This window comes from Spirosoma lituiforme (assembly GCF_054776635.1).
Window position 1 is genome coordinate 409,557 of sequence record NZ_BAAHBO010000002.1, and the last position, 15,322, is coordinate 424,878.

At 50.9% G+C, this 15,322-nt stretch carries 12 protein-coding genes; 6 read left to right on the forward strand and 6 right to left on the reverse strand.

Annotated features, from left to right (window positions below):
* Positions 1–158: 158 nt before the first annotated feature.
* Genes ACYU87_RS10165 through ACYU87_RS10175 form a run of 3 tightly spaced genes read right to left on the reverse strand, consistent with a single transcriptional unit; the run spans position 159 to position 2,665 of the window.
* Positions 159–746, reverse strand: coding sequence for a class I SAM-dependent DNA methyltransferase (locus ACYU87_RS10165; RefSeq protein WP_461133956.1), 588 nt, complete (start codon positions 744–746; stop codon positions 159–161).
* Positions 739–1,503 carry a PIG-L deacetylase family protein gene (locus tag ACYU87_RS10170; protein WP_461133957.1) on the reverse strand — a complete coding sequence of 255 codons (765 nt, stop codon included), beginning with the start codon at positions 1,501–1,503 and terminating at the stop codon, positions 739–741. Before ACYU87_RS10170 ends, ACYU87_RS10165 begins: the two co-directional genes overlap by 8 nt.
* Positions 1,487–2,665, reverse strand: coding sequence for an acyl-CoA dehydrogenase family protein (locus ACYU87_RS10175; RefSeq protein ID WP_461133958.1), 1,179 nt, complete (start codon positions 2,663–2,665; stop codon positions 1,487–1,489). The genes ACYU87_RS10170 and ACYU87_RS10175 overlap by 17 nt, the downstream gene beginning before the upstream one ends.
* Before the next feature lie 180 nt (positions 2,666–2,845).
* Between ACYU87_RS10175 and ACYU87_RS10180 the strand changes: the two genes are divergently transcribed.
* Positions 2,846–3,787 carry a ribose-phosphate pyrophosphokinase gene (locus tag ACYU87_RS10180; RefSeq protein WP_461133959.1) on the forward strand — a complete coding sequence of 314 codons (942 nt, stop codon included), beginning with the start codon at positions 2,846–2,848 and terminating at the stop codon, positions 3,785–3,787.
* Between the two features lie 91 nt (positions 3,788–3,878).
* Entirely contained in the window at positions 3,879–4,445 is a 567-nt protein-coding gene (locus tag ACYU87_RS10185; protein ID WP_461133960.1) for a 50S ribosomal protein L25/general stress protein Ctc, read from the forward strand.
* Positions 4,446–4,559: 114 nt separating this feature from the next.
* Here ACYU87_RS10185 and ACYU87_RS10190 read toward each other — a convergent pair whose 3' ends face one another.
* Together ACYU87_RS10190 and ACYU87_RS10195 are read right to left on the reverse strand one after the other, a co-directional pair.
* A complete protein-coding gene (locus ACYU87_RS10190) occupies positions 4,560–6,869 on the reverse strand; it encodes a heavy metal translocating P-type ATPase (protein ID WP_461134364.1) in 2,310 nt (769 codons plus the stop codon).
* Between the two features lie 7 nt (positions 6,870–6,876).
* Positions 6,877–7,083, reverse strand: a complete 207-nt coding sequence (locus ACYU87_RS10195) for a heavy-metal-associated domain-containing protein (protein ID WP_461133961.1) — start codon at positions 7,081–7,083, stop codon at positions 6,877–6,879.
* 235 nt (positions 7,084–7,318) lie between these two features.
* Between ACYU87_RS10195 and ACYU87_RS10200 the strand changes: the two genes are divergently transcribed.
* Positions 7,319–8,119, forward strand: coding sequence for an AraC family transcriptional regulator (locus ACYU87_RS10200; RefSeq protein ID WP_461133962.1), 801 nt, complete (start codon positions 7,319–7,321; stop codon positions 8,117–8,119).
* A gap of 64 nt (positions 8,120–8,183) precedes the next feature.
* The gene (locus ACYU87_RS10205; protein WP_461133963.1) at positions 8,184–8,744 is read left to right on the forward strand and encodes an NADPH-dependent FMN reductase; all 561 of its coding nucleotides are present in this window, start codon (positions 8,184–8,186) and stop codon (positions 8,742–8,744) included.
* Between the two features lie 111 nt (positions 8,745–8,855).
* On the opposite strand, the gene ACYU87_RS10210 is transcribed toward ACYU87_RS10205, so the two are convergent.
* Positions 8,856–10,718 (reverse strand): glycoside hydrolase family 2 protein, encoded by a 1,863-nt coding sequence (locus tag ACYU87_RS10210; RefSeq protein WP_461133964.1) that lies wholly within the window; start codon positions 10,716–10,718, stop codon positions 8,856–8,858.
* A 227-nt stretch (positions 10,719–10,945) separates the two neighbouring features.
* Here ACYU87_RS10210 and ACYU87_RS10215 point away from each other — a divergent pair, with 227 nt between their 5' ends.
* Both ACYU87_RS10215 and ACYU87_RS10220 read left to right on the forward strand, forming a co-directional pair.
* Positions 10,946–14,044, forward strand: coding sequence for an efflux RND transporter permease subunit (locus ACYU87_RS10215; protein ID WP_461133965.1), 3,099 nt, complete (start codon positions 10,946–10,948; stop codon positions 14,042–14,044).
* Between the two features lie 559 nt (positions 14,045–14,603).
* Positions 14,604–15,281 carry a response regulator gene (locus ACYU87_RS10220; protein ID WP_179945465.1) on the forward strand — a complete coding sequence of 226 codons (678 nt, stop codon included), beginning with the start codon at positions 14,604–14,606 and terminating at the stop codon, positions 15,279–15,281.
* Positions 15,282–15,322: the final 41 nt, after the last annotated feature.

The window sequence follows — 15,322 nt, forward strand, 5'->3', positions numbered from 1 at the left end:
ATCAGGAATTCATTCTATATTTCAAGGACCGTAAAGACACGGTCCTTGCGTTCGTAGCGTTTTGACGTGGAGTGAGTTTTTAACACGTTTTAAGGGTTGTAAAGACACGAACCATGGATTCCGCTAATCAATATACCTCATCAAGCCCGGTGAATACACTACTGCTTTTGAAATAGGTCCAGCCGGTACTTTTCCGTGCGCTGGCCCAACATATGCTTAAGTGGTTTACCCTCTCCAGCAATGGCTAAAAACTCTTCGTGGACCTGATCGCCTGTCAGCGGGTAATCCGGCACAAAAGGAGTCCAGTGAACAAGCAGCAAATGGCCGTTGTCGGTTAAGTGATCGAGCATTTGTTGCCGCGCCTGTTTCAGGTCATCCAGCACCAGGTAATAGCCAACCTCTGATAGTAAGATCAGGTCAAATTGTTCGTCAGGAAATTCGGCAGGAATACTCAATTGGTTAACCGTCACCTGTTCGTAAGAAGCCAGCCGTTTGCGAGCTACGGTCAAAGGTAACTCACTCGCATCGACCGCCAGCAGACGGTCACACCGTTGCGCCAATAGTTCGCTCAGCACGCCAATGGAACAGCCAATTTCGAACGCATTGGTGTACCGTTCCCTGGGCAGGGCGGCCATGGTGGCCGCATATTTGGCCAGTTCATACGGACTGGTTTCAAAATTCCACGGGTCGTCGTTTTCCTGATAAACTTCGTCAAAGTAGGTCTTGGACAGGCTTGATTTAGACATAGTTATGTTGATTAACAGGCTCTTCCAGAAACAATTCGCGCGGTTCGCTGAAGTGCATCAGTAATTCGGGTGATAAATAGAACGCCGTGGGGTCATCGTCAATCATCCGGCTCACCTGCGACCGGTGGGCCGCAATGGCCCGGTTTCGCTGGTTCATAACCGTTTTGATCGGTACGCTCCAGACAACCATTTCGTCATGACCGGGCATGTCGCGTTCATGACCAAGTTCCCACAGCCAAATCAGGTATTCCAGCACTCGCGGCTTTACCGTAAGCATCGACAGGGCCGCATTCACAATCTGCCACGACGCCCGGTGGTCCCGATGTGGGTCACGTCGCCAAGGAACCAGGACGGTAGCGGGCTGAATAGCCTCCACAACCTTCTGAACAAACGCAACCGCAGCCGCAAAATCAGAACTATCGGTGGTGGCTACCTGCGTATCTTTTTGCCGCATAAAAATGGCACTGTCAACGGGTACATCCAGTTGCCGCAGGGCTTCCAGGGCTTCCGCTTCGCGTACCTGTCGCAATCGATCGGCCGGGTAACTGGGCGAGTTCGGATGTGACATGGTTCCATCGCTTACAAACAGTACATGTACCCGGAATCCCTCTTGCCGCAACAAGGCAATCGTGCCGCCACACCCCAGCGATTCATCATCCGGGTGCGGGGCAATTACCAGCACATGGCCCATCTGATGCACGCTAAGCGGACGCGCCATAGACTCCAGAAAATGGGCTTTATCAACGCCAGAGTTCATGCGCGTTTTGTGGATTAGTCAATACATAACGTCCGATGTCGAGGATGGTGGCATCGGGGGCGGGTTGCCGTAAGTAAAATGTCAAATCGCGATGAATGCGCTCAAATGGAAATGGCCGCATGAGCCCGCGCGCACCCACCGACCGTTCGGCCAGAGGCATTACCCGAAGGCATATGTCTTCGATGGCCGTCCGGGTCATGTTGGCGTAAGCCACAATTTTTTCGGGGCCGTTTTCCTCGGCCAGCCAGGCATCCGCATTGTCTCCGGCGGCTTTGAGCCACTGATTTCCTGATTCGATCAGCCAGGCCATTTCGGCAACCCGGGTACGCTGCATCGGGTCGTCGGTACGGTGCATAGACGCTAACAAGTCTCGGGTTGCGTCGAACAGCGCTTCTGCCCCACCCAACTGTACGGCAGCAAACCGGCTGGCTCCCCCACTGAAGTACGGTTGCCGATAATAATCGTCGGGTTGTCCCAGCAAATCGCTTTCATCGAGTTCAATGCCCGTAAAATCAAGCTTGTAACTGACCGATGCACGCATACCCAGTGGTTGCCAGAAACTCGTATCTACTGGAATTTTATTGACTTGCTCTGTTGGAATAATGCACATCTGCCACCCTTTTCGGGATGGATCCCCCAGCAGTTGTCCCGTTACGAGTGGTCGCTGAATCCAGCCCGAACCCGAGCAGAACGTTTTGGCGCCTTCGAGCCGGTAGCGTCCATTGCCAATAGCGTGAATTTTCACCCCATCACCCGCCTGTGTATTCCAAACACTGAATAGCCGATCGTGCTGATTTACATCCGCATACCACCGCGTTTTCTGTTCCTGCGTAGCATACAGGCTGATGAGATTCAACGCATTGATGTGCCCCTCGTAGACCCGTCCGACGGCTAAATTTGCGGCTCCAATACGTTTCAATAGTTGAAACAGTTGGTCGGTTTTGAGTAGCTGACTATCCAGTTGCTTGCCCGGTAGGGTCACCGCAAACAGACCAGCTTCGGCCAGTGTACGAAAGGCTTCTTCAGGAAACGTCTTATCGTCGTCGGTTTGGGCAGCTACATCGGCAATTTGCCGGAATAAGGCATTCATCTGTTCAGATTCAAGCCCTAAAAGCGGCTTTGTTGCAGAGCCATCAACCTGAGAAGGCACAAGTGTTTCCATACCTATCAAATCGCGTGTTTGACAAATTGTTTGACATCCGTATCATATAAAATGGCAAATAGTCAGCCGGACTCATTCCGCAGCCAACCCCCACCAGACGGTTTACGGCAAGAAAGTTTACATCCAGTCAGCAAGTGGCCTGATTTTTCCTTACCTTTGCGGGAAATTTGTCCGGCACACATGGCTTCGTTTAATCCGGTTAAGATTTTTTCGGGCAGTCAGTCCACCTATCTGGCCGAAAAAATTGCACACTATTACGGGAAAGATCTGGGCGGCTACACCTGCCGACGCTTCAGCGACGGGGAAATGTCACCCAGTTTTGAAGAGTCGGTCCGTGGCTGCGATATTTTTCTGATCCAGTCTACGCCACCTCCCGGTGATAACTTGCTGGAATTGATGTTGATGGTCGATGCAGCCCGCCGTGCTTCGGCACACTACGTAACCGTTGTTATTCCTTACTTCGGATACGCCCGGCAGGATCGTAAAGACAAACCTCGTGTGTCAATTGCCGCCAAACTGGTTGCCAACATGCTGGCAGCATCAGGTGTTGACCGGCTAATGACACTCGACTTGCACGCGGGACAAATTCAGGGCTTTTTTGACTTTCCGGTCGACCATCTGGAAGGAACATCGGTATTTGTGCCGTACATAAAAAGCCTGAATCTGGAAAATCTGGTGGTGGCTTCGCCGGACGTGGGTGGTGCCAATCGTGCCCGTACGTTCGCCAAACATTTCAACGCCGATATCGTGCTGTGCGACAAGCACCGCAAACGGGCTAACGAAATTGCGTCCATGCAGGTGATCGGGGATGTTGAAGGAGCTAACGTGGTGCTTGTCGATGATTTGATTGATACGGGAGGGACTATGGCAAAAGCCGCCCAGATTATCATGGATAAGGGAGCGTTATCCGTACGCGCCATCTGTACGCACCCGATTATGTCGGGCAGGGCGCACGAAAACATTGCCAACTCCGTACTACAGGAACTGGTCGTGTCGGATACGTTGCCGATGAAGCAATCGAATGAAAAAATTAGAGTACTGTCGGTGGCCGAGTTATTTGCCAAAGCCATTGGCCGTATTCGTGATCATGAATCTATTAGTTCACTGTTTATAAAATACTAAAGAGCGAAAGAGTGAAAGAATGAAAGAGCGGTTCATCTGCATCTTTCGCTCTTTCGCTCATTTGCTCTTTCACTCTTTAAAATTTGAAATCATGAAAAAACTCGAGATTGTAGGGTATCAACGAGCGAATCTCGGCCGCACGGAATCACAGGCGATTCGGGCCGAGGGCAATGTTCCATGCGTGTTATATGGTGGCGATGAGCAAGTGCATTTTTATGCACCGGCCATTCTGTTCCGCGATTTGATTTATACGCCAAATATTTTTGAAGTAGCTCTGAACATCGAAGGGGCTGAATACCGGGCTATTCTTCAGGAAGCTCAGTTTCACCCAGTGAGTGATGTTCTTTTACACGCCGATTTCCTGCTCATTACGGACAAAAAACCCATCAAAATCGCCGTTCCAGTTCGTCTACTGGGCACAGCGCCGGGCGTTCAGAAAGGTGGTAAACTGGTGACCCGCGTTCGGAAACTGCGCGTGAAAGGTACTGTTGAAAACATCCCCGACTTTATTGACGTAGATGTATCAGCGCTTGACCTGGGCAAATCCGTTCGTGTTGGTCAGATTGTGGTACAAAACATTGAGTTGCTCGAAGAAGCATCCAACCCAGTTGCCAGCATCGAAATTCCACGTGCACTGCGTGGTACGGTGGGCAAATAATAACTGCCCGTTTTTTAAGGCTAATAGATTTACAAAGAAAGCCCGGTCAGACTTCTGGCCGGGCTTTCTTATTTTATTCCAAAGTTATTTTCCCTCGACAAAGGCCATAGAGTTCTACAATTTCATGCCCCGTAGCCGCAAACTATTACTCACCACCGATACGGAACTGAGCGCCATAGTCGCCCCGGCAATCATTGGATTTAGCAGGAAACCATAGGTCGGGAACAAGGCACCGGCGGCAATGGGAATGCCGATCAGGTTGTAAATAAACGCCCAGAACAAGTTCTGGCGAACAACGCGTACCGTTTGCCGCGATAACTTAAGGACCTTGGGAATACTGGTCAGATCAGATGTGATGAGGGTCATTCGGGCCACGTCCATCGCAATGTCGGAGCCTTTGCCCATGGCAATACTCACGTCGGCCTGGGCCAGTGCCTGCGAATCGTTGATGCCATCGCCCACCATCGCCACTACCTTGCCCGACGCCTGTAGCGCTTTCACAAAATCCGCTTTATCGCCCGGCATTACGTCGGCTTTGTACTGCTGAATCCCGACCTGCTGGGCCACGGCAGCCGCCGTTTGCCGGTTATCGCCGGTCAGCATGTACACCTCAATACCCCGGCTCTGTAACGTTTCGACGGCTTGTCTGGAACTCGATTTTACAGGGTCGGCAATCGCGATGACAGCGAGTACTTCCTCAATAAATTCGTTTTTACGGGCAAAATAAATCAGGGTTTTGGCCTGGTTCTGCAAGCCAGCAGCGTACCGATCGAGTTCAGCGGGTACGGTGATCCGGTTGTCGCTCAAGAGACTTTTGTTACCGGCGTAGTAATCGGCATCCTGATACGTAGCCCTGACCCCCCGGCCGGTCACACTATTGAACGCATTCAGGGGGAGTAGCTCACCGGTTGGCAAAAACGCCGTTATGGCTTCCGCAAGCGGATGTTCCGACTGTTTTTCCAATGAGTACAGAATCGACATAACCTGTTCTTGCTCACCAGCCGGAATAGTCCAGCGCGCGTCGGTAACGAGGGGTTTGCCTTCCGTGATGGTCCCGGTTTTGTCGAGTACAACCGCGTTCACGGTATGGGCAATTTCCAGACTTTCAGCATCCTTGATGAGTAAGTTGTTCTCGGCCCCTTTGCCAATACCCACCATAATGGCCGTAGGTGTTGCCAGTCCGAGGGCGCAGGGGCAGGCAATGACCAGTACCGTTACGGAAGTCAAGAGGGCCGTCGTAAATGGGTCACTATCGGGAGCAAGGTCGTGACCAAACAGCATCCAGACCGCGAATGTCAACCCGGCAATGCCCAGCACCACTGGTACGAAAACACCGGCAATTCGATCGACAAGTTGCTGTACAGGAGCCTTACTTCCCTGCGCATCCTGGACCATGCGGATGATTTGCGCCAGTAGCGTATCGCCCCCAACTTTTTCGGCACAAAACTGAAAGCTGCCTTTCTGGTTTATGGTACCCGCAAACACAGTCGCCCCCGGTTGTTTTATGACGGGTACGGGCTCGCCACTAATCATGCTCTCATCGACGTACGACTCACCCGATGCCACTCGTCCGTCTACCGGAATTCGCTCGCCCGGTCGCACCAGCAACAAATACCCAACCTGAACCGCCGAAACCGGAATCTCGCGCTCGGTATCGCCCTCAACCAGCCGAACCGTTTTGGGTTGTAAACCGATCAGTTTTCGGATGGCCGATGAGGTGTTCAGCTTGGCCCGCTCTTCCAGCAGTTTACCCAGCATAATGAACGTAACGACAACGGCGGCCGCTTCGAAGTAAACGTGTGGATGAACGCCTGACCCGCTCCGATTATGCCAGAATTCGGGGTAAAGCGTATTGAAGGCGCTGAACAAAAAAGCAATGCCCGTGCTCAACGCCACCAGGGTATCCATGTTGGCGCTGCCATGACGGGCCTGCTTCCAGGCGTTAGCAAAAAACGAACGCCCCAACCCAAACACGACCGGTGCCGTCAACGCCATCATAAGGTAGTTGCCGTAGGGAAGCGACATGAAGAACATGCCAATGACAACGATGGGCAACGACAGAATCAGCGCCCAGATCGTTCGTTGTTTGAGCCGCTGAAACCGTTTCTGATTCGCTTCTTCCTGCACCTGCCGGGCATCAGTCCCCGACTCTTCGGTGTCGATAACGATATCGTACCCCATTTCCTGAACGGCCTGTTGCAGTTCTGTCGGGCCAACGACGGCCGGATTGAACTGGACCCAGGCCGACTGATTGGCGTAGTTCACTCCCGCGTCGCTAACCCCCGGTGTTTGTTTTAGAATCGACTCGACACTGACGGCGCAGGCGGCACAACTCATTTCCAGCACAGGATACGTTTTCCGAACGTCGGCCATACCGCCACGCCTGCTAGCTTCCGTCTTCGAATCGTCGGTGGTTGTCTGCATCATTGTATCAGTTGAGCGGCTCTGCTTTGTAGCCAGCTTTTTCAATAGCCCGTCTGACTTCCTCAGCCGTTGCATTTTCGGCGGTCAGCACTTTCTTCGGGTCTTTCATATCTACCTGCCAATTGCCCTCCCCTATGGCTTCATTCAGAAACGGGGTTACGGTAGCCATGCAGTTACCACACTTTATGTTGGTTTTAAATTTTACAGTTTCCATGATCTTTATCGTTTAATGCGTTTTTTCGTTAACAAATTTCGGTTCTGTTCCGCTCTGGATACTTACAGGATTAATGATGATCCGTGTAACATTGCGAGCCAACTGCTGGCGAACCTCCTCTTTTACACTAACAGCAGATACCCGCATAAAATGCCTTCACGTACCTACTAATAGACAAGGCAGTGATGTATTTTTGCCGTAATTAGCCTGCAGCCAAAAACAATACCAAGGCAAGATGAGGTATATTCAGATAGAACCAGCAACGTATTTACGGCCTTATGTTCGTCAGTTCCTGGTGCTGCAAAACGATGATGTACCTGTTACGCCCACTGCCTTCAAGGTGCTGGCAGACGGTTGTCCGGGGCTTGTTTTTCAGCAAGAAACTGTTTTCACTGACTATAGCAACAGGCCTTTCCCGAAACTATTTCTGCATGGACTGACAACCAGACACTCCTACAAAACAAGTAGTGGGCCGTATCGCAACATTGCCGTTTGTCTGCAACCTCACGCCCTCAAAAGCATTTTCGGAATCGATGCCCACCTGCTAACCAATGACTACATCGACGTGAATGACTGCGTAAAGACGTCACTCCCGGAAGAGCTTTCAGAAACAAGTTCGTTAATCGACAAGCTAACAAAACTCTCCGATTGGCTGCGCATCCAGCTGGCTAAAAAAGGATCGGGTGAACATCGGAAAATAGCGGCCGTTATCGAAAAGATCAAGACGGGTAACGGAACCATTTCATTAAGTAACATTCAAGCCGATCTGCGTTTGTCCGAACGATCACTGGAAAGGATAATGCAAAATCACATCGGTGTTTCGCCCAAACTGTTTTCGCGTATCTGCCGCTTTCAGGCAACCCTGGATCATCTGTGTGAACAGCCGTTCGGGCTACTGACCGACCTGGCTTATGAATATGCCTATGCTGACCAGTCGCATTGTATCCGCGACTTCCGGGAATTTGCTGGCGTTACGCCCAGGCAGTTTCTGAATCGAGGCATAACGTCGTTACGAAACTTCTCCGAATGGGCCTAGCACCCTGGCGGTTTTCTTCTATTTCTGATGGGCCATTTACGTTTCTTTTGCCCTAAAAAAGACAATGAAAGAAGAGAAGTATACCATTGCCGTTATCGCGGGCAGTTTGCGAAAAGAGTCTTTATCGTTAAAGATGGCTCGTTTTGTTCAGAGCCTGCCCTGCGATCGCATCGCCCTACAGCTTGTTTCGATAGGTGATCTGACTATCTACAACGAAGACCTTGAAACCGATTGTCCGCCATTGAGTTGGCAACATTTCCGCCAGGATATTCTGGAGAAAGACGCCATTTTATTCATCACGCCCGAATACAATCGATCCATACCCGCCGTCCTCAAGAACGCAATCGACATCGGTTCGGCTCCACACGGGCAGAACGTTTTTGCGAACAAGCCAGCGGCTATCATCAGTCTTTCGCCCGGCAAAATGGGTGCCTTTGGCGCTAATCATCATCTGCGGCAGTGTCTGGTCTTTCTCAACATGCCTACCATGCAGCAACCCGAAGCTTACATTGGGGATAGTGAAGACCTATTCGATAGTGAGGGTTCAATACAAATCGAACGTACGCGGGATTATATAGCTCGGTTTATCGATGCTTTTTCCGACTGGATAGCTATACACCGTTAGCGGCAAAGCCCTACTCCAATCGGGTCTCCATTGGAGTAGGGTATATAATTTTCATGCATGTCCGCAACTAGTTGCGGCCAAGATAGCTTACTGAATCTGCCTGCTACAACCTTACACAGGTATAACAGGCACTTCCTGGGGAGCACCCGACGCCAGCAAGCCAGCCGGTACGGACAACTCGCCGGTATGCGGGTCGATCAGACCATTGCGCTCGTCTTCAATATTGGTTGCCTGGGTGTATACATCACCGGCAATAGGGCGTTTGCGCATTTCCAGCTTGAACTGACGAATGCGCTCGGTACGCTCATCGGCACTCTGAGGGCCGCCGTAGTTGGCAAACCCAAAGCCACCCCATTCGCTAACGACCAGCGGCACCTGCCGACGGTAGAAAAACGGATCACCGATGACCAGTGGAAAGGCTGCCACCGTGTCCAGGTCGCCCGCTACCAGCTGGTCGAGAAGCGATTGCCAGTGATTGAGATCAGGCGTGTATAAGTGAGCCGTCAGCAGATCCGATTTGAGTCGCCCTTCGTATGAAATGTGACGCCAGCCGTCGTTATCGACCACCAGGAATTGCGGATAGGCGATCTGCATAAAGTGATACATATTGGTAATGTATTCGCGCGTTTCCGGATTGGTGGCAATGTCCTGTGCGCCCCAGTCTTCATTGTACAGGCTCCAGATCACCACCGATGGATGCGTGCCCATCAGGGCGAGCATCCGCATCAGTTCAGCCTGGTGATTCTGCCGGCTGCGGGTCGTTGAACTGTGTGGACTTGGCACTTCGACCCAGAGCAACATACCCAGTTTATCGGCCAGGTTGTAAATACGCGGATCGATACCGGCAATGTGAACCCGGACCAGATTACAGCCCAGTTCTTTCATGGCCAGCATGTGCCGTTTCATTTCTTCATAGGTTGCCGTACCGGGTTGATACAGAATACCGTCCAGATAAATAGGCTTATTGTTCAGGTAGATAAATCGCCCGCGCGCTTCGATCTTACGCAGGCCAAACTGCGTTTCGATTTGCGCAATGTGGCCGTTTTCGTCAATAAGCTGGGCGATAAGCCGGTAACGAACCGGGTTTTCGTGCGACCAGAGTTGCGCCCCCGGCACTTCGACCACCACCCGCTGTTGCTTCTGCCCGGTCTCCAGCATCAACGGAAAATCGGAGGTAGCCATCGGCGTTGAGGACAGGGGCGCTTTTCGCTCGAATACCTGTAAGCGTAAAATGTAATTACCCGGATCGTGAACCCGGGTAGTCAGGCTAAACCGAACCAGTTCATCTTCAACGGTACTGACCACCCCCACCCGCGAGCGGAGCCGATTTCGTTCAACAGTTTCCAGCCAGACGGAGCGCACCGCACCCGTATAGGTCTGGTACCAGATGCCGCCCCGCTTGTACACGTGCGACTCCTGTTTGCCCCGTGTTGTCTCGGCGTCCATTGTATCGGCAATACGTACCGTCAGTCGGTTGGTAGGCCGGAGCAATTCGTCGGCCAGTTCGAAGGAAAAAGACGTATACTCTCCATAGTGAATAGCCTCTCCTTCAATCGTGCTGAGCGGGTGCCCGTTGAGCCACACGCGGGTTTCGTAGCCACAGGCCCCAAACGTTAACTGAATAATTGAGCAGTCCTGCGGCTCGGTACGCTCGGGCAGGGCAAACTCGCGTTCGTACCAGGCAACCACTTTATCCTGCCAAACGATGGGATTAATCTGCCCTTTTGCTCGGGCCATGTGTTCCTCGATCGAACCGGGCCACTCGGCTACACCTTCGTACGCATGCCCCAGAAACCAGTGGTCATTTAAACCGATATCATTGGCATCGATCGAGAACTTCCATTCCCCATCCAGCAACCAGTGTGAATTGGAGCGTAATACCGCTCTGGGTAGTGGATTGATTGGTTCATCGATAACAGTGCCTTCCTCTTTACTATTGGCAAAACCAAAGTTTGACTGAATTTCGGATATCATATGTAAGACAATTAACAACTAACGAGTGGTTGAATACCTTTTAAACCCATCAAACGGAATAAAGGCTGAAAAAATTGGACTTCATTTAGTTATTACGGACTCAGCGCGGTCTTGACGGCCATCAATACGGCCTGCTTATTTAACCTTCTTTTAACCACAGGTTAAGCCCGATTTAAGTTTAGACCAGCATTTTTGTTGACCTAAAAGACGTACACGCCGTAATCGGTATGAATAAATTCATAAAGAGTATTTTATCCTTCTCGCTGAAGAACAAGTTTTTCATATTTTTTCTGACAGGCTTGGCCGTTGTGGCCGGTGTCATCAGCTACCAGAATACACCCATTGAAGCTTTCCCCGACGTTACCAATACCCAGATTACCCTCATCACACAATGGCCCGGCCGGTCGGCGGAGGAGGTTGAGAAGTTCGTGACGATTCCAATCGAGATCGGTTTGAACTCCGTACAGAAGCGGACTGACATCCGGTCAACGTCGCTGTTCGGGTTGTCGGTTGTTAAAATTCTGTTCGACGACGGCGTGGATGATACCTTTGCCCGCCAGCAGGTGAACAACCTGCTCAATGGCGTCGAATTGCCCGAAGGGGTTAAACCCGATGTGCAGCCGCCCTACGGGCCAACCGGCGAGATTTTCCGCTACACGCTTCAGTCCCCTACCCGCACGGCCCGTGAGCTGAAAACCATGCAGGACTGGGTGATCGAGCGGCAGTTAAAGAGTGTAGCCGGTGTGGCCGATGTCGTTAGTTTCGGGGGCGAGGTAAAAACGTACGAGATTTCGGTAGACCCCCGTCGGCTGATTGACTACAACATTACACCTTTTCAGTTGTACCAGGCCGTTGCCAACGCAAACGTCAATGTGGGCGGTGATGTCATTGAAAAAAATTCGGAAGCCTACGTTGTGCGGGGGATCGGTCTGCTGAAAAACCAGCAGGATATTCAGAACATCATCATCAAGAATATCAAGGGAACGCCCATCACGGTTCATAACGTGGCCCAGGTATCGGAATCGGCTTTGCCCCGGCTTGGGCAGGCTGGCCGCGACAAAGAAGACGACGCAGTGGAGTGTATTGTGGTCATGCGCAAAGGCGAAAACCCGAGCGAAGTTATTGATCGGGTGAAAGCCAAAATCAATGAACTGAACACCAGCATTCTGCCCAGCGATGTAGAAATCAACACGTTCTACAACCGGGAAACGCTCATTCATTTTGCTACGCATACGGTTACGCATAACCTCATCGAAGGGATCGTTTTTGTCACGGTCATCGTCTTTATCTTCATGGCCGACTGGCGCACGACCGTAACGGTCTCCATCGTGATTCCGCTGGCGTTACTGTTTGCCTTTATCTGTCTGCGACTCAAAGGCATGTCGGCCAATCTGCTCTCGATGGGTGCCATCGACTTCGGGATCATCGTTGATGGCGCGGTGGTGATGGTTGAGGGCATTTTCGTAACGCTCGACGAACTGGCCCACGAAAAAGGCATGGCCAAGTTTAACAAGCTGGCCAAAATGGGCATTATCCGGAAAACGGGTACTGAGATGGGAAAGGCGATTTTCTTTTCCAAAGCCATCATTATCACCTGTCTGATTCCCATTTTCTCGTTTCAGAAAGTAGAGGGCAAAATGTTCTCTCCGCTGGCCTGGACACTGGGGTTTGCCCTGCTCGGTGCGCTGATTTTCACCCTGACGCTGGTACCCGTACTAGCGAGCATTCTGCTCAAGAAAAACGTTCGGGAGAAGCATAACCCTTTCGTAAATATTGTCACGAGCACTTCGACCCGACTCTTCAACTTCACCTTTGCTCATAAACGAACCAGCATGATCCTGACGGGTATTCTGGTAGCCGTTGGGCTGTCGGGCTTCACGCTATTGGGCACCGAGTTCCTACCCGAACTGAACGAAGGCTCTATTTACGTACGGGCCACAATGCCCATGAGTATTTCGCTACCCGAGTCGGTGAAGCAGACGGTATTGATGCGCCATATTTTTGAGCAGTTTCCGGAGGTGAAAGGTGTTATTTCCCAAACGGGACGTCCCAATGACGGTACGGATCCGACGGGCTTCTACAACATTGAATTTCTGGTCGATATTTACCCGCAGGACGATTGGAAAAGCGGATTGAGCAAAGAAGAATTGATCGAAAAAATGCAGGAGAAACTCAGCGTTTTTCCGGGGGTGAACTTTGGTTTCTCGCAACCGATCATGGACAATGTAGAAGAGGCTGTGTCGGGGGTAAAAGGCTCCATTGCGGTTAAAATTTACGGTCCGGACCAGGGTATTCTGGAAACGAAAGCCTATGAGATCCGGAACCAGCTGGCTACGGTTCAGGGCATCGAAGATCTGGGCGTTATCCGCACAACGGGTCAACCCGAGATGCGGATAGAGCTGGACGAGCATAAGCTGGCGGTATACGGCGTTAACAAGTCAGATGCTGAAGCCGTTATTGAGATGGCTATCGGGGGTAAGGCAGCCACCCAGATTTACGAAGGTGAACGCAAGTTCGACCTCCGCATCCGGTACGACCGCCCGTTCCGTTCCAGCGAGTCGCAGATCAGCCAGTTGATGGTACCCACCGAGAATGGCAGCATGATTCCCATCAAGGAAATTGCCAACGTATATACCCAAACCGGTCCCGTGCTGATTTTCCGGGAAGGAAGCCAGCGCTACGGGGCCGTGAAGTTCTCGGTACGGGGTCGTGATATGGGTAGTGCCGTGGCCGAAGCGCAGCAAAAAGTACAGGCCAAGGTAAAACTTCCGGCGGGTTACACGGCGAAGTGGGCTGGCGATTTTGAGAACCAGCAACGCGCCACGGCCCGGTTGGCGCAGGTTGTTCCCATTAGTTTGCTGGCCATCTTTTTCATTCTGTTCATTTTGTTTGGCAACGTAAAAGACGCTGGCTTGGTGCTCTTTAACGTACCTTTTGCCATCATCGGCGGCATTGCAGCCCTGCTGGTCACACACGTTAACTTCAGTATTTCGGCCGGTATCGGTTTCATCGCCCTGTTCGGCATCTGTATTCAGAATGGTGTCATTCTGATCTCCGTTTTCAAGAAGAACCTGCGCAATGGCATACCGTTGTCCGACGCGATACGGGAAGGGGTTATCTCCCGCATACGCCCGGTGGTTATGACCGCCATGATGGCTGGCATTGGCTTGATTCCGGCGGCCGTGTCGCACGGGATTGGTTCCGAAACAGCCAAGCCACTGGCTATTGTGGTTATCGGCGGTCTGATCACAGCTACTCTGTTAACGCTGTTCATATTTCCATTGATATTTTATTCATTTTACCGGCAAAAATTCAGCGACATTTAATAATAGCCTCTTTGGTGCGTTAAATAATTTTAGCGTAGATTTTACGTTTTTTCCAAAAAGAAATTGCAACCTTGCAGGGTGTTTAATCAGAAAAGAGCTTGCTTTTCTGTATATACAAAAATTTTGCTTACTTTTAGCATAACAATCCTTTACAAAGGGAAGGTTGAACATCAAGATTAGGTGACCACCCGGTCATCAGTCTTGAAATGGTGTGGATAGAAGCGGAAAGCCGCCCCGATATTCGGAGCGGCTTTTTTGTTGCTTGCCGGGTCAATTCCACGTGTAAAAACGCGCTTCACGAGCCTTTGTTTCACCTCCTGTTTTTACCACTGCAACTTAACTACATACGTACGCACTCACACGAAAGTATCGTTTTTATTTAACAGGCTTTTAATTCTATTTTCAACTCCTTTTAAGGTTAGGCAGCGAGTTTTGAACGCTCAATCAAGCAATTTATCGGCCAGCCTCTGTGTAGCGCTTTTTGCTGGCTTCTGTATATTTAAATAAATAAATTAATCTGCCGTTTTTAAATAAGCCGATAGCTATGTATGTTGCCGACATGAAGATCTTGGTAGTAGAAGACGAACCCAAATTAGCCTCCTTTGTCAAGAAGGGGCTGGAGGAGCAATCGTGCGAAGTAGATGTGGCCTATGACGGGCAAGTGGGGCGGAATATGGCCCTCAATAATTTGTATGATGTGATTGTGTTAGACATTAACCTGCCTAAAATGAACGGCTTTGACGTTGTTCAGTCCATCAGACAGGAAAAAAACCGGACCCCCGTTCTTATGCTCACGGCCATGGGTTCGGTCGATGATAAACTGACCGGCTTTGAAGCGGGAGCCGACGACTACCTGGTAAAACCTTTTGAGTTTCGTGAACTGATGGCTCGCCTGCGGGCGCTGACCAAGCGCAGCAGTGATGCCGGTATGCAGGCAAATGTGCTGAAAGTAGCTGACCTTGAACTGGACCTGAACGAAAAAATTGCTCGCCGGGGCGATAAACGCATCGAGCTTACCGCGAAAGAATTTGGTCTGCTCGATTACCTGATGCGAAACCGGGGCCGCGTTGTTTCAAGGGTGGATATTGCCGAAAAAGTCTGGGATATTCATTTCGACACGGGCACAAACGTTATCGACGTTTATGTCAATTTCCTTCGAAAAAAGATTGATAAGGATTTCCCGACCAAACTCATCCATACGGTTATCGGGATGGGATACATGCTGAAAGAAGAGTAAATCGAATACGTCAGAGACGTGGCGGTTCGTACGTTGGTAGA